Raw genomic sequence first — 24346 nt, forward strand, 5'->3', positions numbered from 1 at the left:
TTGTGGCTTTTTTACAATTTATTTATTCCTTTTAAAGATATAACGAGTAATAAAAATACCTTGGTTGTCGCCTTTACCACCAGAGCTTTCAACACCACTAGTAACAAAAGCTAGTTCCCAGCCTTCTTCAATCATTGTATTGATTTTAGATTCTATTATTGCATCATTGGCTGCAATATTTTGAAAACGAATACCACCAATGTTATAAAAGTTTAACAATTTAGTTTCGTCAAAACCTTTTACTCTAATTTCTCCACGCTTGGATTTGTTACGTGTGTTATCTTCTTCGGTTTGAGTTGAAGTAAATTCTTTGTAATCTTTCGTTTCGTTAGCGCTAATAATTCTAGAACGCCCTAAACCATTAGGAACAATAGACTCTACACTTGTTACTACTTTGTACTCTACTTGTGCGTTTGTTTCAATAAAAGAAAATAAAGAAACAGCTAATACGATTAATAATTTTTTCATGTTGTTGAGGTTTTTAAAAATTTAAGGTTATTAACAGCTAATATAAAAATACTCTTACATAAAAGTGTAAATAGTATAATATTTTTTTAAACCGCTTTACTAATTGAAAGTAAGCGTTTACTCATTTTTGCTTTTAATACTATTTGGTTTCATTTAGGTTTGAATTATTAACCAAAATTTTAAAATAATGAAATTAAAAATTACACTTTTACTCTTATTCATTGCTATGGAAACATTTTCGCAAGCTATAATTACTGGGCATGTTTCAGGAGAAGCAGATCCTCTTGTTGGAGCAAACATTATTCTTAAGCACTCTAAAAAAGGAACAATTTCAGACTTTGATGGGAATTTCGAGATTAGGGTAGCTCCCAGAGATACTTTGGTTATCTCTTATTTAGGTTTTACCCCTAAAGAAATTGTAATTGGTGATCAAAAGCATATAGATGTTTCTTTAGATGGCTATATAGCTTTAGATGAGGTTGTTGTTATGGCTTATGCAAGTTACAGTTGTAGAACAATAATATGTTATGGTTTAATAGGTAGTAGCATGAGTTTTCAAAAAGAGAATGAAGTTTTAACAGAAAAATTATATCCAAATCCTTCAAAATCAGGGCGATTTCAGTTAAGATTAATAGGTGATTATAGAAAAGTTGATTTGTTAGTATATAATATTTCAGGGCAATTAGTAAAATCATTCTATGCCAGACCAAACAACAAGCTTCTATATATGGATTTAAGTGAGCTTGCCTCAGGTATGTACATCATAAATGTGAATGCTGATGGAAAGCAAATAGCTACTAAAAAAGCAATTATAGATTGACGTATTCAATATAAAAATTGTTATTTTGTGTTACAATTTAATGCATGACAGGACACGTTTATAAATCTACAGGAAGTTGGTATACCGTTAAAACCAATTTGGGGCACACCTATGAGTGTCGTATAAAAGGTAAATTTCGTATTAAAGGCATTAAAAGTACCAATCCAATTGCTGTTGGTGATGTTGTAGATTTTGAACTAGAAACCTATAATAATGAGGAAACAGGTGTTATTTTTAAGATACATGATAGAGCCAATTATATAGTTAGAAAATCTGTAAATTTATCTAAGCAAACGCATATTATAGCGGCTAATTTAGATCAAGTGTTTTTAATGATTACCATAGATAATCCACCAACATTTACCAGTTTTATTGATCGGTTTTTAGTTACTGCTGAAGCATATTCTATTAAAACTGTTTTACTGTTTAATAAGTTGGATACTTATGATGAAGAGACACTTGATGAAGTGAGATATCTAGCGCATGTATACCGAAAAATTGGTTATGAATGTATAGGTGTTTCTGCTAAAACAGGAAAAAATATAGATAAAGTGAAGGCCCTTATGCATAATAAAACAAGTATGTTTTCTGGACATTCAGGTGTAGGCAAATCTACTTTGGTAAATGCTATAGAGCCTTTGTTAAATTTGAAGACTAAGGAGATTTCAACGCAGCATATGCAAGGTCAACACACTACAACTTTTGCAGAAATGTACGATTTAAGTTTTGGTGCTAAAATTATTGATACACCTGGTATTAAAGGGTTTGGTGTTGTGGATATGGACAAGGAAGAAGTTGGAGATTATTTTCCAGAAATTTTCAATTTGAAACAAGAGTGCAAATTCAATAATTGTTTGCATATCCAAGAACCTAAATGTGCAGTAAAAAAAGCTTTAGATAATGATGAAATAGCATACTCGCGTTACAGAAGTTATTTGCAGATTTTAGAAGGTGAAGATGAAAATTACAGAACAGATATTTGGGATAAGCCATGAAAGTAGTTATACAAAGAGTCACCCAAGCAAGTGTTACTGTTGAGAGTGAAAAAATAGCTTCAATACAATCTGGATTATTAATTTTATTAGGCATTGTGCATGAAGATACTGAAGATGATATTAAGTGGTTGTCAAATAAAGTTGTGAACCTTAGGGTTTTTGCAGATGAAAATGGGATCATGAATAAGTCATTGATTGATGTAAATGGTGATGTTATTGTGGTAAGTCAATTTACACTTCATGCATCAACTAAAAAAGGTAACCGCCCAAGCTACATCCAAGCGGCCAAACCAGATGTTGCAATTCCGTTGTACGAAAGCTTTGTAAAACAACTGGAAAATAACTTAGATAAACCTGTGCAAACCGGACGTTTTGGAGCCGATATGAAAGTAGATTTATTGAATGACGGACCTGTAACCATTATTATTGATACAAAAAACAAAGAGTAGTGGCGTCAATATTTGGTCATGTTATAGCTGGTTTTACGATTTCAAAAGTCATTGATGCTAAAAATCTTAAATGGCTGCTTTTAGCAGCGATTTTTTCTACAATTTTGCCAGACTTTGATGTTGTTGGTTTTAAATTTGGTATACACTATAACCACCCTTTAGGACATCGTGGATTTACGCATTCTATAAGTTTTGCTCTAATTTGGGCACTTATATTAATGTTTACCTTAGGCAGAAAATACAAGGCTATTTGGTTTGTAGTTGTCTTTTTTTCTACAATATCTCATGGTATTTTAGATGCGATGACTTCTGGAGGCGAAGGTGTTGGGTTTTTTATACCATTCAACAACGATAGATTTTTCTTTTCTTTTAGAGAAATATTGGTTTCACCTTTAGGAATTAAAAACTTTTTTTCCTCTTGGGGAATAAAAGTGCTTTTTAGCGAATTTAAATACATTTTATTACCATGTTTCTTTATATTTCTTGTACGATTTTTAATTAAAAAATTAAATTAGCATTTTATTAAAGTATGATTTATCTCATAGAAACAAAAGTAGATTCCCTCTATTTTTAAGCTTTCTATTTGGTTTTTAAAGTCTCAAGAATGAATTTAAAATACGTCGTTAGCATTGTATTGTTTCTTATAATAACAAATACGTTCTCTCAACAAGAATTTAAAACAAGTTTTACTATTCCTGCAAACTTAACTGCAAATGCAAATGCGGTAGTGCGATATAACCAAACCCATATTGCTCTAGAGTCTTATAGTGAAATGTATATCACGGAAAAAAGAATAATTACGGTACTCAATAAATCGGGTGATGATGCTGTGAATGCTTATGTTTATTATGATAATAATGTGAAAATAAAAGAACTAGAAGCCATAGTTTATAATGCTGCTGGAGTTCAAATTAAAAAAATAAAGAAAAATGATTTTAAGGACGTTAGCGCTGTAGATGGCGGTACACTATATTCTGATTCTAGAGTGAAATATTTGGAATATACACCAATTGGATATCCTTATACTTTAGAGTTTACTTGTAAAACATCAAATAACAATACCGCATTTATTAGACCGTTTATGCCACTTAGTGAATATTTTGTGAGTGTTGAAAATAGTAGCTATCAAATCAGTTATCCTGATGATATTACTATTAGAACAAAAAATAAAAATCTTGAAGATTTTAAGATAGAAAAGGAAGAGATAGCTGGAGTGATTAAATACAAAGCGAAAAATATTTTAGCTATTAAACCAGAGAAATATGCACCTGCATTTTTTGATATAGCTCCAAAAGTTTTGTTGGCTTCTAATGAGTTTGCTTTAGAAGGCGTGCATTCCGAAGTAACGAGTTGGAATGATTTTGGCAAATGGATGTACCATGATTTAATAAAACATACACATGACTTACCTACTAGTACTACTAGTATGATTCAAGATTTGGTAAAGGATGAACCGAATGATATCGAGAAGGCTAAAAAAATATATCAATATGTTCAAGATAAAACACGCTATATCAGTGTGCAAGTAGGTATTGGGGGTTGGAAGCCTTTTAATGCTTCAGAGGTTGATAGGTTGGGTTATGGAGATTGTAAAGGATTAACAAATTACACTATGGCTTTATTGAAAGCTGCTGGTGTTAAATCCAACTATACAGTGGTTTATGCAGGCAAATCCCAAAGAAGTTTGGAAAAAGATTTTGCTGCAATGCAAGGAAATCATGTGATATTAAATATTCCTACAGAAGATGATAACATTTGGTTAGAATGTACGAGTCAAAAATTACCATTTGGTTTTATTGGAGATTTTACTGATGATAGAGATGTTTTGGTAATTACTCCAGAAGGAGGTGAAATAAAACATACAAAAAAGTACCATGTAAACGAGAGCTCGCAAATAATATTAGGGAAATATAAGGTGTCAAATGAAGGCGCAATTAATGCTGAAGTACAAGTGAATTCAGGAGGTATTCAATACGATGATAAATATTGGTTAGAAACTGAAGCCCAAAGAGACTTAGATAAGCATTATAAAAAGCGTTGGCGTTATATAAATGGCCTATCTATAAGTGGTATGGATATTGAAAATGATAAAACTAATATTGAATTTGTTGAGCGAGTTACATTTGAAGCACCCAATTACACAAAAATGGTTGGAGATAGAATGTTGCTTACAGTAAACGCATTTAATAGAAATACACATGTGCCCGATCGATATAGGAACAGAAAATTTCCACTTAAAGTTAAGCGAGGCTTTAAAGATATAGACGAGGTTGAAATTGAAATTCCTTTAGATTATAAAGTAGAATCAATGCCCGATAATATTTTAATTGAAAACAAATTTGGACAATACAAAACAGAAGTTATTGTTAAAAGTGATAATGTGCTTGTATACAAAAGAGAGTTTGTAATAAATGATGGGGAGTTTCCAAAGGAGGACTATCGCGCTTTTCGTGATTTTCATAAAGAAGTGTCAAAAAAAGATAACGCTAAAATCGCTTTAAAAAAAATAAATAAATTATAATGAGAGTACTGATAGTTGTTTTGGGTTTATGTTTTACTATACCCACCTTTTCACAGAATTATAATTTTGGTAAAGTTTCTATAGAAGAGGTCAAGGAAAAAACGTGTTCAATAGATTCAACAGCTAATGCAGCTTACCTATATAAATATAGAAAAACTTATTTTGAATATGAACGAGAGCAAGGTTTTGAGTTGAAAACTGAAGTACATGAGCGCATAAAAATTTATAATCAAGAAGGTCTTGATTATGCAACAAAAAAAATGAGACTTTATCAAGGTAGTAATGGTAATAGAGAGGAAGTTTCTACAATAAAAGCCTATAGTTATAATTTAAAAGATGGAAAGCTTATTAAATTAAAATTAGATAAAAGTGGTATTTTTAAAACCAAAGCTAATAAGTATAATAATGAGGTTAAATTTACAATGCCAGATGTAAAACAAGGATCAGTTATTGAATATAAATACGAAATAACTTCTCCATTTTGGTCTAATGTAGGTGAATTTATCTTCCAGCATGATATCCCTGTTAAAAAATTAGAATCTATTTTTGAAGTGCCAGAGTATTTTAGCTTTAAATCAAACACTAAGGGTTATTTCATGGTTAAGCCTGCCAAAGAATCAAAGCGAGCTAAACTTTTGTATAAGAATGAAATACCATTGTCTGAAAATGCACCAATGGATCCTACTATACATTATAGAACAGGAGAGGTTGAGTATAAAAACGAAGTTTTTAATTATAACTTAACTGATATAGGGGCACTTAAAGATGAGCCTTATGTGAATAATATTAATAATTATAGGTCATCAGTTAAATACGAACTCTCTTATACCAAATTCCCAAACTCGACTGTAGAGTATTATTCAACAACTTGGGAAGATGTGGTTAAGACGATTTATAGAAGTTCAAATTTTGGTGATGAATTAAATAAAACATCATATTTCAAGAAAGATATTGATAATATAGTTGGTAGTATTTCAGATCCTCAAAAGCGTACAGCTTTAATTTTTAATTATGTAAAAAGCCATATAAATTGGAATGGTTATTATGGATATTTCGTTGATGAAGGTGTGAAAAAAGCTTATAAGGAACAAACAGGAAATGTTGCTGATATTAATTTAATGCTAACAGCTATGTTGAATTATGCTGGTATCAATGCGTATCCTGTATTAGTTAGTACTCGAAGAAATGGTGTGCCATTATTCCCAACACGAGAAGGGTATAATTATGTAGTAACTTACGTTAAAATGCCAGAAATGACATTTCTTTTAGACGCTACTAGTAAATATAGTTACCCAAATTTATTGCCTTTTAGAGCACTAAACTGGCAAGGAAGAATAATAGCAGAAAAAGGTAATTCTACTTTAATAGATTTATACCCAAACTCAATTTCTAAAGATATGGTTGGGATGATGGTAAATCTTGATGAGAACGGGACGATTAAAGGAAAGTGTAGAAACACAAAAACGAACCATAAAGCCTTATCATTTAGAAGAGATTTTAATAGAAAAGGTGAAGATGATTTTTTAGATGATTTAGAAAATAAATACGGCGGTATGGAGATATCAGAATTCATTGTAAAGAATAACGCTGATTTAGCTAAACCTATCATTGAGTCTTTTACTTTTGAAAAAGAAAATCAAGCAGATATTATTGGAGATAAAATTTACTTTTCGCCTTTGTTTTATATGAGGATGAGTGAAAACCCTTTTAAAATAGAGAATCGAGAATTTCCTGTAGATTTTGGTTATCCTTACGAAACTAAATACCGTTTTACTATAAATTTACCTGATGGTTATAAAGTTGAGAGTCTACCCAAGTCGGAAGCGTTTAAAATGGCAGATGATTTAGGGTTCTTCTCGTATAAAATTTCCAATGATAAGGAAAAGGTTCAAGTCATTGTTTCCTCAAAAATTAATAGTTCTATAATTGCACCTCAATATTATGAAGCTTTAAAATCTTATTTTAGCATGATAGTTAAAAAAGAAACAGATCAAGTAGTACTAACACGAATATAAATGAACATTCAAAACGCTCAAAAAGAAGTAGATAACTGGATAAATGAACACGGTGTTCGTTATTTTAACGAACTTACTAACATGGCACAACTTACAGAAGAAGTAGGAGAGGTTGCCAGAATTATAGCCAGACGCTATGGCGAACAAAGCGAAAAAGAAAGCGACAAAAATAAAGACTTAGGAGAAGAGTTAGCCGATGTCTTATTTGTAGTGCTATGTTTAGCAAACCAAACAGGCGTAGATTTACAAGAAGCTTTTGATAAAAGAATGGATAAGAAAGGAAAACGAGACCACGATAGGCACCATAATAACGAAAAATTAAAATAACAATTTTTAGAATGGTATGTATCAGAATTTAGTCCAATCCCCAAAAAAAAGACTAAATTACTTAGTATTAATCTCTATTATCAAGTAAATTTGCAACTTCTTTAAATTCGAATTTTAAGAACATGCATGTTACTCTTCAAAAATCTGAAATTGCTAAACAATCATCTGTTAAAATAACAGGGTCAAAAAGTGAGTCAAACAGACTCTTATTACTCCAAGCATTGTATCCAGAGTTTAAACTTGAAAATGTTTCCAATTCTGATGATAGTAACTTAATGACTAATGCACTAAGCTCAAATTCAGAAATAGTAGATATTCATCATGCAGGAACAGCAATGCGTTTTTTAACAGCCTATTTTTCAATTCAAGAAGGCAGAGAAACAGTACTTACAGGCTCTAAACGAATGAAAGAGCGTCCAATCAAAATTTTAGTTGAAGCTTTACAAGAATTAGGAGCGCAAATTACTTACACAGAAAACGAAGGTTTTCCACCAATAAAAATTACAGGAAAAAAGCTTAAAAAAAATAAAGTATCATTAAAGGCTAATGTAAGTAGTCAATATATTTCTGCTTTATTACTTATCGGCTCAAAATTAGAAAATGGTATTGAACTATCTTTAGAAGGCGAAATCACATCCATTCCTTACATCAAAATGACACTAAGCCTATTAGATGAAATAGGGGTAGAATCAATATTTCAAAACAATACTATAATCGTTAAGCCCAAAATCCAAAACTCAAAACCTAAAACTCTAACAGTAGAGTCAGATTGGTCTTCAGCATCCTATTATTTTAGTATTGCAGCGTTAAGTGAGGTTGGTACAGAAATTACCTTGTCGGCTTACAAAAAGAATTCACTTCAAGGGGATTCCGTATTAGTTGATATTTATAAACATTTTGGAGTGTCTACTGTGTTTAATAAAAACACAATCACCTTAAAAAAAGAAAAATTTAATTTAGAGACGCTTTCTCTAGATTTAAAAAATGCGCCAGATATAGCGCAAACTATAGCTGTAACTTGTTTTGCAATAGGTATACCATGTGATTTGATTGGTTTACATACTCTAAAAATTAAAGAGACAGATAGGTTAGTAGCTTTAAAAACAGAAATTGAAAAGTTAGGAGGTGATGTTAAAATTACAGACAAATCTTTACATCTAGCAGCCTCTAAAGGTATAAAGCCTATGGTTTCAATTGCTACTTATAATGACCATAGAATGGCGATGGCATTTGCTCCATTAGCATTAAAAACTCCAATAGTTATAGAAGATGCTATGGTTGTTTCAAAATCTTACCCAACCTTTTGGGGCGATTTAGAGGCCATTGGGTTTAACATAGATAAATAATAATTGTCAATTTACTTGACAACCCCTATTCCTAGATTGTATATTTGCAATCGTTTGTAATTTTTAAACTAATTACAGGCGATTATAGAAATAATTTAATAAACTCATTTTAAATGAAATTATCACACTTCGGCTTCGAATTACCAGAAGAATTATTAGCAGAATATCCTGCTGAAAATAGAGATGAATCACGTTTAATGGTGCTTAATAGAAAAGAGCAAACCATTGAACACAAAATGTTCAAAGATGTAATCGACTATTTTGATGAGGATGATGTTTTAGTACTTAATAATACTAAAGTATTTCCTGCAAGACTTTACGGTAACAAAGAAAAAACAGGAGCAAGAATAGAGGTTTTTTTATTAAGAGAATTAAATGAAGAGCAACGTTTATGGGATGTTTTGGTAGATCCTGCACGAAAAATACGTATCGGGAATAAATTATATTTCGGTGAAGACGAAACTTTAGTAGCAGAGGTTATCGATAATACCACATCAAGAGGGCGTACATTAAGATTTTTATATGATGGGTCTTACAGAGAATTTCGTATAAAGCTCAACGAATTAGGAGAAACACCACTCCCAAAATACATTAAAAGAGACGTAGAGCCAGATGATGAGCAACGCTATCAAACCATTTACGCAAAAAATGAAGGAGCAGTAGCGGCTCCAACAGCTGGTCTTCACTTTTCAAGACATCTGCTAAAACGTTTAGAAATAAAAGGTGTTAATTTCGCCGAAGTTACCCTGCATGTAGGTTTAGGTACTTTTAACCCTGTAGAGGTAGAAGATTTATCTAAACATAAAATGGATAGCGAAGAGTTAACTATTGATACAAAAGCAGTAGACACTGTAAACAAAGCACTAAAAGAAAAAAGACGTGTTTGTGCCGTAGGTACCACCGCAGTTCGTGCTGTAGAAAGTGCTGTGTCGTCAAGCGGTCAGTTAAATGAGTTTGAAGGATGGACCAATAAATTCATCTTTCCACCTTATGAGTTTAGTATCCCAAACGCAATGATTACTAATTTTCATACACCAAAATCTACCCTATTAATGATGGTTTCAGCATTTGCAGGTCACGATTTTATCAAGCGCGCTTACGAAGAAGCTATTAAAGAAGGCTACAAATTCTATAGCTACGGCGATGCTATGTTAATCATATAATCCCAAGTATTTAAAATCAAGAGCCTCTTTTTAAGAGGCTTTTTTTATTTCAATTATTTGGTGGGCATTACAACAAGGGTCGGGCTATCCACTACAAGTCCTCGCTTGTGCGCAAGGGCGCAAAAGCTGTGGGCTATCCGTTACTATCCCTAATGCAAAGGCTAACTCCAAATACAATTCATAATTGAAAACATCGTAATTCGTAATTCGATTCACTATTTTTGCAAAACTTATGGCGACAAGTAAAAAAGATATACGCGCATTAACCAAAGAACAGCTTAGAGATTTCTTTGTAAAAGAAGGCGATAAAGCATTCAGAGGAAATCAAGTTTACGAATGGTTGTGGCAAAAATCTGCACATACTTTTGAAGATATGACTAATATCTCAAAAGAAACGCGCCAAATGTTGCAAGATCATTTTGTTATCAATCATATTAAGGTTGATCAAATGCAACGAAGTTCAGATGGCACCATAAAAAATGCAGTCCGTTTACATGATGATTTAATAGTAGAATCCGTTTTAATTCCAACAAAAACAAGAACTACAGCCTGTGTATCTAGTCAAGTAGGCTGTAGTTTAGATTGTAAGTTTTGTGCAACAGCTCGATTAAAACGCATGCGTAACCTTAATCCAGATGAAATTTACGACCAAGTTGTTGCCATAGATAACGAAAGTAGATTATATCACAACAGACCATTAAGTAACATAGTGTTCATGGGAATGGGAGAACCACTCATGAATTACAATAACGTAATAAAGGCCATTGATAAAATTACATCAGAAGAAGGTTTAGGAATGTCACCAAAACGTATTGTGGTTTCAACTTCAGGAGTACCTAAAATGATAAAAAAAATGGCAGATGACGAAGTTAAATTTAAATTAGCTGTGTCTTTACACTCGGCAATAGATGAGGTGAGAACATCTATTATGCCATTTAACGCTACGTTTCCGCTTAACGATTTAAGAGAAGCACTTCAATATTGGTATGCCAAAACTAAAAACAGAATTACTTATGAGTATGTAGTTTGGGATGATATTAATGATAAGAAAAAAGATGTTGACGCACTAGTTGAGTTCTGCAAATTTGCGCCAAGTAAAGTCAATCTTATTGAATATAACCCTATTGATGATGGCGAGTTTCAGCAAGCGAGCTCAAAAGCATTAGATATGTATGTAAGAGTGCTAGAGGAAAATAATATTACAGTAACAGTAAGACGAAGCAGAGGTAAAGATATTGATGCCGCATGCGGGCAATTAGCAAACAAAACCTAAAAAATTATATTCTAAAACTTATCTTTGAAATTCCTTAAACCAATTACTTGAAAGTAGTAGAACAAATAAAGCAACCTATAGCCTTTGAAATGGATCTTTTCGAGCAAAAGTTCCAACTTTCCATGTCAAGTAAAGTAGCTTTATTAAATAGAATTACGCACTATATCGTTAACCGAAAAGGTAAACAAATGCGACCTATGTTTGTGTTTTTGGTAGCAAAAATGGTCTCTAATGGAGAAGTAAATGAGCGTACCTACAGAGGCGCATCAGTAATAGAATTAATACATACAGCAACTTTAGTCCATGACGATGTTGTGGATGATAGTAATCGTAGAAGAGGTTTTTTCTCAGTAAATGCACTTTGGAAAAATAAAATAGCAGTGTTAATTGGAGACTTTCTACTTTCAAAGGGTTTGTTGTTATCTATTGATAATAGCGATTTCGACTTGCTGAAAATTATTTCCATTGCTGTTAGGGAAATGAGTGAGGGTGAACTCCTTCAAATTGAAAAAGCCCGAAAACTAGATATAACTGAAGATATTTACTACGAAATTATTAGGCAAAAAACGGCAACATTAATTGCAGCTTGTTGTAGTTTGGGAGCAGCATCGGTAAAGCCAGAGTCACAGCACGTAGAAACCATGCGCAAATTTGGTGAACTTATTGGTATGGCATTTCAAATCAAAGATGATTTATTTGATTACGGAGACACTCAAATTGGTAAGCCAACAGGAATTGATATTAAAGAGCAAAAAATGACATTGCCTTTAATTTATGCGCTTAATAATGCTAATAAAAAGGATAAAAAGTGGCTTATCAATTCTGTTAAAAACCATAACAAAAATGCTAAACGCGTTAAAGAAGTTATTGCTTTTGTTAAAGATAACGGTGGTTTAGATTACGCAATTTCAAAAATGAAAGTATTTCAAGCAGAAGCACTACAATTACTTGAAAACTACCCTGAATCAGACTATAAAAATTCGCTAGAACTTATGGTGAATTATGTGATTGATAGAAAGAAATAGTTATTGCTGTTGCTGCATTTGTTGTAGTAATTTTACGTTTTGAAGATAGCTGTTATTACTAACTTCAAGTTCTTCTTTTTTTAAGGAGATTTTAAGTTCCTCATTATTTTTAAAAGTGCTTACTTTTACTTTAACAAGTAAATCACTTATTGCGTTACCTTTAAAAACACCCTTAACAGGAGCACAATCTTTATAATCTCTTCCAACAGCCAACCGCACATGGTACTCATTTGCAATCGCGTTATTAGTTGGATCTATACCTAGCCAACCATAAAAAGGGATGTAAACTTCTATCCATGCATGAGTAGCACCTTCACCTCTTGAACCAGATTCATTAGGGCAAATATAACCACTTACATAACGTGCAGGGATACCTAACATTCTAACCATTTGAAGTAAAATATTTGTAAAATCTTGACAAACACCAGCCTTTAAGCTCCATACATGATCAAGTTTAGAATCTACATTGGTAATACCTTGTATATACTTAAAATTACTATAAATATATTCACATAGTTCAAGCACGATTTTAAAAGGCGAGAGTATATTTAAATCTTTTGTATTTAATAATTCTAAAATAGAATCTGTGCCATCAAATGTTTTGTACTTTAAGTAGTCAATAAAATCTGGTTTATGCTTTATGTTTTTTAATTCCTCCCATTGTTCGTTAATAGGTTTTAAATCGTTAGGAAATATTTTTTCTTTTGTTTTTATTTCAATTTCAGAAATAACAGACAAGAAATTATGAGGTTCTAAAATCATAAATGTACCTACTGTATTTCCAAAAAAATCGGTGTAGGTTTCTATTTTTGGATTCGTATTAATACTTAAAGTATGAGAAGATACACTCTGAAACTCATCCTGTATTGGGTGCAACATAATTTGGTTAGCACCATCTATAATCAAATTACTATAGCTATACTTAGTAAGATGTTTTATAAAAAATGTAGGCATGAGCTTAATTAGTTAACATTTGAAAAGTAAACAGTATTAATACTAAAAGAAATATTTTTAATATCCTCTTTTATGCCTTTAATAAAATTATCAAGGCCTTGATCATTTATACTCTCAATAGTAGTGTATTTTATTGTACTTTCAAGTTTTCCGAGTAAAAATTCTATATTATTTTTTTCAAGTTCACCAGATTCAATTAATAAATTTACATGCCTGTTTAGTTTATTTATACAATAGTATACAGAGCGAGGAAATAATGTGTCTTGAAATATCATGGTAATAATATGGTCTTCCCTGAACGATGATTTATGTTTTTTTAGATATAGTTGATAGCCGCCAATGGAAAGTAATAAGTTTTTCCAATAAAAACTTTGTTCTAAACTATCGGATGTTTTAGCAATTTCAATAAGTTTCATCGCAGTAAAATCTGAAATTTGAATAACCCGTTCTAAATACTTACCAATGTTCATAAAGTAATACGCAGGACCTCGTTCTAGAGTAATGTCCATATTACCATAAAATTTTAGATGAAATGCTAATAAGTTATCTAAAAAAACAATTGGGTCCTCTTCTTTAAGCTCTTCTCTAAGTGCTTTTTTAGTAAGGAATAAATAATAACTATTAATACATAACCATAATTCTTTAGAAATATGTTCTTGAACGCTTCTGGCATTTTCTCTAGCTCGTGTAACAATATTTAATATAGAGTTGGAATTTTCATGATTAAAAACCATGAAGTTTATGCATTCAATAGCATCTTCGGTATAAAATGTGTTGTCAGTACTTGTGTAGTTTTTAATTATTGGCGACCATGAGAATAATTCTGGAGAGTCCTGATTAGCATAAAAATTCACTTTGAGTAAACTTAAAATACCGTTCCCGCGTTCCATATATCTATCTAACCAAATTAGATTATTTGCAACTCTGCTTAGCATGTTTTGTTTTTTTATTTTTATTGAGTCACCCAAGTATCTTTACTGCCACCCCCTTGCGAACTATTTACAACTAACGACCCCTTTTTTAAAGCTACTCTAGTAAGTCCACCAGGAGTTATATCTATTCCATCTTTACCTGAGAGCGCAAAAGGTCTTAAGTCTATACAACGGGGTGATAGTTTTCCATCAATACAGCATGGTGCCGTAGATAGTCTTAAAATGGGTTGTGCTATAAAATTATCAGGATTTTTTTTAACGTTTTCAAGATAGTCCTTAATTTCTTCATCAGTAGCTTCATGCCCCATGAGCATGCCGTAACCGCCACTTCCATCAGTTTTTTTAATTACCATATCTTTTATATGGTTTGCTACATGCTTATACTCCTCTGGTTTTCCTAATTGATAGGTTTCAATATTCTTTAAAATAGGTTCTTCTTCTAAATAATACTTAATCATATCAGGTACATAAATATAAATGGCTTTATCATCAGCAATTCCAGTTCCAGGTGCATTTACAATATTTACATTGCCTTTTCTATAAGCAGCCATAATACCAGCAACCCCCAATGTGCTTGATTCATTAAATTCTAAAGGGTCTAAAAACTCATCGTCAACACGTCTGTAAATAACATCTACTCGTTTTAGACCATTAGTTGTTTTCATAAAAACAAAGTGGTCTTTAACTACTAAATCACTTCCTTCTACTAATTCAATACCCATGAGGCGTGCTAGTGTAGTGTGCTCGTAGTAAGCCGAATTATAAATACCCGGGGTTAGTAATACTACGTTAGGATCGTTCTGATCAGAGAGTTCTTTAAGTTTTTTATATAATAAATTAGGGTAACTATCTACAGGTCTTATTTGGTTTTTTGGAATAATCCCAGGAAATATACGTTTAGAAATTTCTCTATTTTCAAGCATATAGCTTACTCCAGAAGGCGTTCTTAAATTATCCTCAAGTACATAAAACTCACCATCGTTATTTCTTATTAAGTCAACCCCAGCAATATGAACATAAATATCATGAGGGACTTTAACCCCTTTCATTTCTCTTAAAAAATTTGGACAAGAATAAATGAGTTCAGCAGGAATAATACCATCATTAATTATAAATTGGTCGTGATAAATATCTTTAATAAAAAGATTAAGTGCTTTGATACGTTGTTTAATTCCTTTATCAATTTTTTTCCATTCAAGGGCTGTAATTATTCTAGGAACAATATCAAATGGAAATATTTTTTCAATACCTTCATTATCGTTGTAAACTGTAAAAGTGACCCCTTGACTCATAAATAACTGTTTGGATAATTCTTCTTTTTTAAAGAGAACCTCTGGAGATGTACTTTTAAGATATTCATTAATTATATTGTACTGAGATCTAATGTTAGAATCACTACTGTACATTTCATCCCAGGTATTTGGAAGTAAGTCATATGATGAAAATAAGTTATCGTTGGTCATAAGCTTCACTTTCTTTAAAAATAAGTATATTTTAAGAAATATTCAGTGTATTAGTTGTTTTTAAAAAAATAAATTAAGGATTTTTGATTTTTATTAAGAATAATATTAGCATTTATGAAAATAAATACAATAAATTACATTTTATTTATTCTAACGTGTCTTATAGTTTCTATATCAATTGAAAAATATTAACCTTAAGGCAACCATTAACTTAAAATTTGCGTCTTTATAAGTAGAAGCACATCAGATAATGTATGATATCTTAAAAAGAGACAATTAAACGCATTATACTAAATTTATTTGGTGTTAAAAATGAATACATTTTTGAAAGTCATACAATTGCATAAAAACGAAAATGCTTTAATAAAAAAAGCGATTAAAAATAATCGTGAAGCGCAACATGTATTGTTTGAAATGCATTCGCCTAAAATGTTAAGTGTATGTAGATACTATATAAAAGATATTCAACAAGCCGAAGAAGCTATGTTGAACGGTTTTTTTAAGGTGTTTAAAAACTTAAAATCCTATAAAGGAGATGGGAGTTTTGAGGGTTGGGTTAGACGCATCATGATTCGAGAATCTATTTCATATTTAAGGCAAAAAAAAAGGATTGATTTTTTGTCAGATGAAGATGTAAGTACTAATGCGTATAGTAATAGTATTCAAACCAATTTAGAAGTCAACGATATTCAAAAGTTAATAGATAATTTGCCCGAAGGGTACCGTATGGTATTTGTTATGTTCGCCATTGAAGGGTATAAGCATCATGAAATTTCAGAACTTTTAAATATTAGTCAAGGTACATCCAAATCGCAACTTTTTAAAGCACGTAAGATGCTTCAAGAACAAATAAAAAAAATTAATAAAACGAGCTATGGCACCCATTAAATTTGAAGACGACTTTAAAGAAAAGCTGAATAAACGCGACATAGCACCATCAACAGAAGCTTGGATTAAGTTGTCAGAACGCTTAGATAATCAAGAAGAAAAAAGCAATAGAAAATCCTATTGGTGGTTTGGTGTAGCAGCCAGTATTATTGGTGTTTTATTTGTTGTCTCTCAGCTTTTAAATGATGATGTTAATTTAGACGAACCTGCAGTAGTTGAAACTCCAGAGCAAACTACTAAAAGTGAAATCATAACTATTGCTGCTGATAATGATGAAGTTATAGAGATGGAAGAACAAAGTATCCTTCTCAATGAAAACAAAGACATTCAAAAAGAATTAGTAGAACAAAAACAATCAATTAAACAAGAAAATAAAAATGCGCCTATTGATTTAGCATACGAAAAGGAACTAGTTCAAGATAACGTTAAATCTAAAAAAGAAATAGATATAACTAGTAAGGAATTATCTTTTGAAGAGCAAAAAATACAAGATGTTGTCGCAAAGGTTCAACTCATGAAAGCAGAAAATAATATGGTTACAGATGCTGATATTGAAGCCTTATTGCTAGCTGCTCAAAAAGAAATTCAACTTAATAGACTTAATAACGAAACAACTGGAGTGGTTGATGCTAATGCTTTACTTCAAGACGTTGAAGCGGAGTTGGATCAATCCTTCAGGACTAAGGTTTTCGATGCCTTAAAATCAAGTTACAATTCGGTAAAAACTGCAGTTGCCCAACGTAATAATTAAATTCAATCAAATAGTAAAATCATTAATCAAAAGATGCTGTAAATACATTCAGCACACAAAAAACGAACAGTTATGCAAACAATTACTAAGTATTTAGTGTTATTAATATTATGCTTAAATCTTCATTGTGTTTATGCTCAAGATACTATCGCTAATGTAAACAATAAACACAAAATAGAAGAGCTTAAAAAACTCCGTGACGATATTAAAAATCAAGAAAAGGAGTTTTTAAAAGCAGAAGTAGAAGCTATTAATCGTCGTCTAGAAAATGCTGATATATCAAATGAAGAAGCCGAAAAATTGAAAAAGGATGCTGCTAAAAAGCGAGCGTTAAATATAGAGAATCGCATAGCAATAGTCAGTAATAAAATTTCACTTTTACAACGGAATGAAGAAGGTTATAATGCCAATGAAGATGAAGAATTATCAAAAATCGGCATCAGTATTGGTGGAGAAGAAGGGAGTTTTGCAGGGATTAATATCACTAATAAAAACAAACCTAAAAAATATGACTTAAGAACAACAAGTGATTTTGTAATAGCCTTTGGATTGAATAATGCCATAATTGAAGGTGAAAATCTTGATGATTCACCATATAAATTTGGCGGTTCTCGTTTTTTTGAAATAGGTTGGGCGTGGAAAACGCGTGTATTTAAAAACTCAAACTTTTTAAGATTAAAATATGGGTACTCCTTTCAAATTAATGGCTTAAAGCCCAAGGATAATAATTATTTTGTACAGGATGGTAATCAAACTATCTTAGAAGAATTTCCTGAAGACTTGAAAAAGTCAAAGCTATCTATTACCAATTTGGTATTCCCTGTTCATTTTGAGTTTGGACCTTCAAAAAAGATTGACAAAGACACCTATTTTCGATATTCTACAGATAATCAATTTAAAATAGGAATTGGAGGTTATGCAGGTTTTAATATAGGCTCACGCCAAAAATTAAAATATGAATTGGATGGGGAACGTACTAAAGACAAACAAAAAAAATCATTTAATACAACAAACTTAGTTTACGGTTTAAGTACTTATATAGCTTTTGATGAAGTTGCATTTTACGTGAAATATGACTTGTCACCAATTTTTAAAGATCAAACTACAGACCAGAATAATATATCAGTAGGAGTTAGGTTTGATATGGATTAGAAATCAGTATTTGAAAAATAAAATAAAAAACCGAAACTTATAAAAGTTTCGGTTTTTTAAGTTTTAAAAGGAGCAAGCCAACTCAAATTAGTTTAATGGGCTTTAATAATTTTTGATTATCTGTTTGAGTTCAGCAACTACACGTTCAGCATTTTCTTTGCTAAAACACAAAGGAGGTTTTGTTTTGATAACATTGTTATGTGGCCCGTCTGTACTCACTAAAATATGTTTATTTCTTAATTCATTTTTAATGTAGTTAGCCAATTCTGTATCGGGTATTTTTGTATTAGCTTTCACGATTTCAAAACCAATAAATAATCCTGAACCCCTTACATCTCCAATACAAGGATGGTTTATCATTAAGCTTTTTAAAAGCGACATGTAAAAATCTCCAACAATTCTAGCATTTTCTTGTAGTTTTTCTTCTTCAATAACATCCAATACAGCAGAGGCTACAGCACAAGAAACAGGGTTCCCGCCAAAAGAACTAAAAAACTCGACACCTTTTTCAAATGAAGCTGCAATTTCTTCGGTACAGACTACTGCGCCCATAGGATGCCCATTTGCAATAGGTTTGCCTAAAATAACCATATCTGGTTTTACATCATGAGCTTCAAAACCCCAAAAGTGATGTCCTAATCGCCCAAAACCTGTTTGTACTTCATCACTTATACATATTCCGCCTTGAGCTCTTATTACTGGATATACGTACTTTAAATAGTCTTTTGCTAATGGTACTTGACCCGCACAACCCACAATAGGTTCGCTTATAAAAACTGAAATAGGGGGTGTGCTATTTTTTATTTGCTCTATGGCGTCTTTTGAGTAAAATTTGCCAGCATCTCTTCCAGTGTACTTCCCATTGTAAGTATTTGGTAACGGTGTTTTTATAATGTGGTTTTTTTGTCCCTCTCCTTTTGAGTTATTGAATTTGTAGTCACTAATATCTATAGAGGTTTGGGTGTTTCCATGATATCCAGATTCCATAACCATGGTGTGTTTTAATCCGGTATGTTTGTGGGCCATTCGCATAGCTAAATCACTTGCAGCACTTCCAGAATTAACAAAAAAGACTTTGTTTAAATGTGGAGGAAAATAGCGTAATAGTTTTTCTGCATAGTCCGCTAATTCATTATAAAGATATCTAGTATTGGTATTTAGTTTAGCTATTTGTTTCTGACCTGCAGCAACCACTTTAGGATGAGAATGGCCAACGTGTGGAATATTATTATAAGCATCCAAAAATGTATTTCCTGATGCATCGTACATAAACTGAAACGCAGATTTAACCATGTTTATAGGTTTATTGTAACTTAATGATAAAGTATGGCTTATATGTTTGTGACGTCTTGCTACAATACTATCAATATTTGTAGTATTTAATTCAGGCAAATCAATAGCTTTTCTAAATTTATTTTCAGCATGTATAGGATTTATAGTCAACCATTGGTAAAGCATATCCCAAGCATTTTTTTCGCTTACAGAAGCATAAATGTTATCTGGATTTGTTTTTTTAGCGTGGGCAGAATTACAAACACTAGTGCAGAGTCTAGCTGCTATTAAATAGTATAAAATTCGAATTTCTTTTTCTTCTAATGGGAGTTTTTTATGATAAGATTCTACAATTATAACTGCCCACTCTATAGGGTTTTCTTTATCGTAGCAGGCGTATGTAATGGCTATGGCTAGCTCATTAATTAAAAATGAATGTGCAAGATCCCCAAAGTCTATAATTCCAGATATTTCTTCTTCTTGTACTAAAACGTTCCATTCATTAGCATCATTGTGAATAATTTGTTTTCTTAGTTCAGGTATTACGGGCCTTATAATTTCTTCAAATTCATTAAAGAAATATTTAACTATGTTTCTATTTTTTGCATTATCAATATCACAGATGTATTTTTTATTTAAATCAAAATATTGAAGATCCCATTCCCATTGTCTTGCTTGAATTGTATAATTTTTTAGCGTCTTAAGTTTTGTGTCCAATTCAGCTAAAAATAAACCGAAAGACTGAAATAGCTTTTTAGTATGTTTGGTATCACCGAAAAACACACCAGGTAAAAAAGACAACATACGGGAAATTTCAGTCTTGTTGTCAACGTTTAGTGTTTTAACATAAGAATTGTTTTTAAAAGGAATTGGTTTTGGAACTTTGGTTTTAAAAACGTCTTGCAAAAATAGAAGTGTTTCATTTTCGGCTTTCAAAATATCATAGAGACCTTCAGAATATTTATAAGTTTTATATATATAATTATTCTGTTGCGTTGAAACAAGGTAATTAGCATTGTCGTAACCGTTGAGTTTCTCAGTTTTAATTATGCTAAGTCCAAATTCTTTTTCTAGAAAACGATTCATTTAGTTAAAGATGATTTTTAGTTTTTTAATACTATTTATCTTCCTTGGGTTCATGATCATCTTTTACAGCTTCGTCTCGGTATTTGCAACACGCATGAACTTGAGCATAAGCTTCATCTGTAGCTTTTTCATCTTTCACATCATGTCCGGCACCTAAAATTTGCTTTTTTATAATTTCAGTATTTGTTTTTCGCTCGTCAAAAATTAATTTTAGTTCGTGAGTTTCAACACTCCAGGTGGCAAATTTTACACCTTTAGTGTTTAAACATGCTTTTTCTATACGCGCTTTACACATCCCGCAAACTCCATCTACGTCCATAGAGGCTTTAGCATTTTTGTTTTGTGCAAATGTTGTTGTTCCTAGTAGTAATAGTATGATAATTATTAAGTTTTTCATATGTTTTGTTGTTTTTGTCATTCCTGCGAAGGCAGGGATCTAGTTTTTTATTTAATTCTATATCGTAATCCAGCATAATACAGATTTCCAAAAATGGGTCCATATACAAATGTGGAATCAAAATTCGCACCAAAGGGATCATTAGCCCCTAAAATTGGATTAGACTGCCTTAGATTGGTGATGTTTTCACCTCCTAAATATACTTCAAATTTAGAAGAAAATACTTTTGTGATTTGAGTGTTTAATGTCGCCACAGTTGGTGTGCGTTCTGATAATTGATATTCAGAGGGGTTGTTTGTTGTTGATGCGTAACGTTGGCTGCTTAACCAATTAAAGGTGGTGTCAAACTTCCAACGTGCTCCACTTTCTTTTACTTGCGTTTCATAACCAAGATTTGCAAACAATCGGTGTTTAGGTGTTAAGGGTCTTTCAAATCTTCCTGAATTATAATCGGTTTTCACATCGTAAAATTTATAAGCTGTTCTTAAATCAAAACCTTCAAAAGGATTATAATTTAATTCAACTTGAAAGCTGTTCGCAAAACTTTTTCCATCAAGGTTATAAAAATTAATTTCTTGTGAATTTTCCCAATCTACAACTACTTTATTGGTGAAATCAGTTTTATAATAATCAAAAGTGATATCCGCCTTTCTTCCAAATAGATTAAATCCTTGCAAATATGAAAAACCATAATTCCATGCAATTTCTGGATCTAATCCATAAATGTTTCCGCCAGAATTCAGAATGTTAATTTGTCGTGATGTTGAGAATAATTGTTGATTTTCAGTAAAAATATTTGCACTTCGTTTTCCTCGCCCAAAAGATGCCCTAAAAGCAGATTTACTCCAAGGTGAATATCTTGCGTGCACTCTAGGTGTTATAAATGTTCCTAATAGATTATGATGATCTAATCGAACACCCGCCGTAAGATTAAACAATTCTAAGTTATTAAAACTATACTCAAAAAAAGCGCCTACAGAATTTTCGGTTCTTTCAAAATTGGTTGTATTCACTAATTCATCATAATGGTCATAAGTATAGCTTAAGCCTGTTTTTATTTTGTGACGAGAATCACTTATAATCGAGTTGTAAATGGCATTTGCATATAAACTATTGTGTTTGATGTCATACACATTCAAACCAAAATAAGAGTCTTGTTTATGGCTACTAAATGCTGTTTGCACACCTATACTTTGCCATGGTATTTCTGGGTTAACATATCCAAACTTAGTTGAAATCTCATACCGCTGAGTGTCAATTTCACTTCCCCAATTATTGGTAGTTAACTTATCAGTGTCTGAATTAAAACCTAACTCGCCTGTTTGTTTTTCATCATTTAAGAATTTGAAATTAATAAAACTCACAAAACCTTTCTCGGTATCAGTATACTGCCAACGATTCATCACGTTTATTTGATTAAATAGCGGCATATCTAAAAAGCCATCATCATTTACATCATGTTTTTTATTATGCATGTTCCCATGAATGTATAGACCTGTATGCCATTTATTATTTACTTTGGTATTAATATGAGTGTTTAACTCCAATCGTTCACTTGATGCGCCGTAAAGGTTAACGAATAATTTGTCATCCGTTGAAGGTTTTACAAGCTCTGTATTTATTTGTCCTGCAATACTTTCAAAACCATTTACTACACTGCCTGCGCCTTTTGTAATCTGAATACTTTCTACCCAAGTTCCAGGAATAAAACTTAACCCATAGGCTTGTGATGCACCTCGTATTGACGGAATATTTTCAGTAGCAATTAAAATATAAGGACTTGTTAATCCCAACATTTTTATTTGGCGTGTTCCTGTAATGGCATCTGCAAAATTAACATCAATGGATGGGTTAGTTTCAAAACTTTCTGAGAGGTTACAACAAGCCGCTTTTAGTAACTCTTCACTAGTTACGTTAATTACATTAGTGGCTTTAAAATACGATTTAACTGTTGTTTGCTTTCTTGATTTTACAGTTACAGCATCTAAATTATCTGTTGATTGTAACCAATGTTTTATTTTTTTAGGAGTGTTTATTGTTAATGTATCTGTTTTAAAACCAACGTAGCTAATTACTAATTTTTTATATTCAGCCTTATATGATAGTGTAAAATTACCATCAATATCAGTTACTGTACCCACTTCGGTATTTAACCAATAAACGTTTGCTCCTACTAAACCAATATTTTGGTTTTGTTCATTGGCTTCAAAAACTATTCCTGAAATAGAATTTTGAGAAAAAGCTATAATTGGAAACAGCAACAGTATGTATATTCTCTGTTTCATTTAATTATAGGTTTTAATAAGCATTATAATAGCCATAACAATCATAATACTATTTTCAATAAATGTGGCTTTGGTCATGGGGAGTTTTAAGGCAGTACCAAGGCAAACACATTGAATAGTTTTTTTATTCAATAAAGTTTTTGTGACACCAATTGTTGTAATTCCTAAGATAATTAGTGTTGTAATTAATGCGATTGGAATTTCAATTCGCATTAAAAATAGCATTCCAAGAGCTACTTCGATAAAAGGATAGACCCAACCATAAGTAGGAAATACTTTGGCTAAAGGGTCGTATATTTTGAATGATTCTGGAAAACCTTTCAAGTCCAGCAGCTTAAAAAAGCTAAAAACAATATAAAAAAGTCCCATAAAATCGAGCATAAAACTTGCGCCATCCCATGGATTATTATTGAGTAAAATTGAAGCTATAATGATGTAACTAAATATTAAAAAAAGTGGAAATAGTTGCTGTAAATCACTTTTATCTTCAGCTTTAATACCTGAAGATGTATTAAAAATATTTTTTTCTGATATACTGTATTTGTCAGAAAGTGCGTTTTGTAATTTTTCAGTTGAAATATGACTTGACATTTCAATAATAACTTCAGATTTCTCTAAATTCACTGATGCAATTGTTACTTCTGGAATTGTGTTTAGTGTCTTTTCCACTGAAGCTTTACAGCCATTACAGGTCATTCCTGTAATTGTATATGTATGTTTCATGATATTTTATTTATTATTTTTTGAATGAATTCCTTAAACGG

The 24346-nt window shown here is 31.6% G+C and carries 22 protein-coding genes; 14 read left to right on the forward strand and 8 right to left on the reverse strand.

The window, feature by feature from the left end; all coding sequences use genetic code 11:
• Positions 1-18: 18 nt before the first annotated feature.
• Positions 19-468, reverse strand: a complete 450-nt coding sequence (locus tag Q0772_RS07000) for a hypothetical protein (RefSeq protein WP_298342004.1) — start codon at positions 466-468, stop codon at positions 19-21.
• Positions 469-655: 187 nt separating this feature from the next.
• Between Q0772_RS07000 and Q0772_RS07005 the strand changes: the two genes are divergently transcribed.
• The 11 genes from Q0772_RS07005 (at position 656) to Q0772_RS07055 (ending at position 12402) form a co-directional block, all read left to right on the forward strand.
• Positions 656-1288, forward strand: coding sequence for a carboxypeptidase-like regulatory domain-containing protein (locus Q0772_RS07005; protein WP_298342007.1), 633 nt, complete (start codon positions 656-658; stop codon positions 1286-1288).
• Positions 1289-1332: 44 nt separating this feature from the next.
• Complete coding sequence (gene rsgA / locus Q0772_RS07010) at positions 1333-2283, forward strand: ribosome small subunit-dependent GTPase A (RefSeq protein ID WP_298342010.1); 951 nt, start codon at positions 1333-1335, stop codon at positions 2281-2283.
• Positions 2280-2732 carry a D-aminoacyl-tRNA deacylase gene (dtd, locus tag Q0772_RS07015; protein WP_298342012.1) on the forward strand — a complete coding sequence of 151 codons (453 nt, stop codon included), beginning with the start codon at positions 2280-2282 and terminating at the stop codon, positions 2730-2732. The genes rsgA and dtd overlap by 4 nt, the downstream gene beginning before the upstream one ends.
• Complete coding sequence (locus tag Q0772_RS07020) at positions 2732-3247, forward strand: metal-dependent hydrolase (RefSeq protein ID WP_298342015.1); 516 nt, start codon at positions 2732-2734, stop codon at positions 3245-3247. The genes dtd and Q0772_RS07020 overlap by 1 nt, the downstream gene beginning before the upstream one ends.
• Positions 3248-3336: 89 nt before the next feature.
• Positions 3337-5253 carry a DUF3857 domain-containing transglutaminase family protein gene (locus Q0772_RS07025; RefSeq protein WP_298342018.1) on the forward strand — a complete coding sequence of 639 codons (1917 nt, stop codon included), beginning with the start codon at positions 3337-3339 and terminating at the stop codon, positions 5251-5253.
• Complete coding sequence (locus Q0772_RS07030; protein WP_298342021.1) at positions 5253-7268, forward strand: DUF3857 domain-containing protein; 2016 nt, start codon at positions 5253-5255, stop codon at positions 7266-7268. The genes Q0772_RS07025 and Q0772_RS07030 overlap by 1 nt, the downstream gene beginning before the upstream one ends.
• Positions 7269-7595 carry a nucleotide pyrophosphohydrolase gene (locus Q0772_RS07035; RefSeq protein WP_298342024.1) on the forward strand — a complete coding sequence of 109 codons (327 nt, stop codon included), beginning with the start codon at positions 7269-7271 and terminating at the stop codon, positions 7593-7595.
• A 122-nt stretch (positions 7596-7717) separates the two neighbouring features.
• On the forward strand, positions 7718-8941 hold the full coding sequence (locus tag Q0772_RS07040) for a 3-phosphoshikimate 1-carboxyvinyltransferase (RefSeq protein WP_298342027.1): 1224 nt from the start codon (positions 7718-7720) through the stop codon (positions 8939-8941).
• 113 nt (positions 8942-9054) lie between these two features.
• Complete coding sequence (gene queA, locus Q0772_RS07045) at positions 9055-10104, forward strand: tRNA preQ1(34) S-adenosylmethionine ribosyltransferase-isomerase QueA (RefSeq protein ID WP_298342029.1); 1050 nt, start codon at positions 9055-9057, stop codon at positions 10102-10104.
• Positions 10105-10336: 232 nt separating this feature from the next.
• Positions 10337-11377 carry a 23S rRNA (adenine(2503)-C(2))-methyltransferase RlmN gene (gene rlmN / locus Q0772_RS07050; RefSeq protein ID WP_298342032.1) on the forward strand — a complete coding sequence of 347 codons (1041 nt, stop codon included), beginning with the start codon at positions 10337-10339 and terminating at the stop codon, positions 11375-11377.
• 47 nt (positions 11378-11424) lie between these two features.
• Positions 11425-12402, forward strand: a complete 978-nt coding sequence (locus Q0772_RS07055; RefSeq protein ID WP_298342035.1) for a polyprenyl synthetase family protein — start codon at positions 11425-11427, stop codon at positions 12400-12402.
• On the opposite strand, the gene Q0772_RS07060 is transcribed toward Q0772_RS07055, so the two are convergent.
• From Q0772_RS07060 to Q0772_RS07070, 3 genes are read right to left on the reverse strand one after another with little or no spacing between them, the layout of a single operon-like run.
• On the reverse strand, positions 12403-13356 hold the full coding sequence (locus tag Q0772_RS07060; protein ID WP_298342038.1) for a transglutaminase family protein: 954 nt from the start codon (positions 13354-13356) through the stop codon (positions 12403-12405).
• 8 nt (positions 13357-13364) lie between these two features.
• Positions 13365-14291 (reverse strand): alpha-E domain-containing protein, encoded by a 927-nt coding sequence (locus Q0772_RS07065; RefSeq protein WP_298342041.1) that lies wholly within the window; start codon positions 14289-14291, stop codon positions 13365-13367.
• Between the two features lie 17 nt (positions 14292-14308).
• Positions 14309-15751 (reverse strand): circularly permuted type 2 ATP-grasp protein, encoded by a 1443-nt coding sequence (locus tag Q0772_RS07070; protein WP_298342045.1) that lies wholly within the window; start codon positions 15749-15751, stop codon positions 14309-14311.
• Between the two features lie 312 nt (positions 15752-16063).
• On the opposite strand from Q0772_RS07070, the gene Q0772_RS07075 reads away from it, so the two are divergent.
• The 3 genes from Q0772_RS07075 to Q0772_RS07085 all read left to right on the forward strand — a co-directional run bounded on the left by Q0772_RS07075 (position 16064) and on the right by Q0772_RS07085 (position 18542).
• Complete coding sequence (locus tag Q0772_RS07075; RefSeq protein ID WP_298342048.1) at positions 16064-16639, forward strand: RNA polymerase sigma factor; 576 nt, start codon at positions 16064-16066, stop codon at positions 16637-16639.
• Positions 16626-17390, forward strand: coding sequence for a hypothetical protein (locus Q0772_RS07080; RefSeq protein WP_298342051.1), 765 nt, complete (start codon positions 16626-16628; stop codon positions 17388-17390). Before Q0772_RS07075 ends, Q0772_RS07080 begins: the two co-directional genes overlap by 14 nt.
• 72 nt (positions 17391-17462) lie before the next feature.
• Positions 17463-18542, forward strand: coding sequence for a hypothetical protein (locus Q0772_RS07085; RefSeq protein ID WP_298342054.1), 1080 nt, complete (start codon positions 17463-17465; stop codon positions 18540-18542).
• Positions 18543-18644: 102 nt separating this feature from the next.
• On the opposite strand, the gene Q0772_RS07090 is transcribed toward Q0772_RS07085, so the two are convergent.
• The 4 genes from Q0772_RS07090 to Q0772_RS07105 are packed head-to-tail and all read right to left on the reverse strand — an operon-like array spanning position 18645 to position 24305.
• Entirely contained in the window at positions 18645-20900 is a 2256-nt protein-coding gene (locus Q0772_RS07090) for an aminotransferase class III-fold pyridoxal phosphate-dependent enzyme (RefSeq protein ID WP_298342058.1), read from the reverse strand.
• A gap of 31 nt (positions 20901-20931) precedes the next feature.
• Complete coding sequence (locus Q0772_RS07095; protein ID WP_298342061.1) at positions 20932-21297, reverse strand: heavy-metal-associated domain-containing protein; 366 nt, start codon at positions 21295-21297, stop codon at positions 20932-20934.
• Positions 21298-21344: 47 nt separating this feature from the next.
• The gene (locus Q0772_RS07100; RefSeq protein ID WP_298342064.1) at positions 21345-23582 is read right to left on the reverse strand and encodes a TonB-dependent receptor; all 2238 of its coding nucleotides are present in this window, start codon (positions 23580-23582) and stop codon (positions 21345-21347) included.
• Positions 23583-24305 carry a MauE/DoxX family redox-associated membrane protein gene (locus tag Q0772_RS07105; RefSeq protein WP_298342067.1) on the reverse strand — a complete coding sequence of 241 codons (723 nt, stop codon included), beginning with the start codon at positions 24303-24305 and terminating at the stop codon, positions 23583-23585.
• Between the last annotated feature and the right edge of the window lie 41 nt (positions 24306-24346).

The sequence above is a fragment of the uncultured Algibacter sp. genome (assembly GCF_947490405.1).
In the GTDB taxonomy this organism is placed as follows: domain Bacteria; phylum Bacteroidota; class Bacteroidia; order Flavobacteriales; family Flavobacteriaceae; genus Algibacter_B.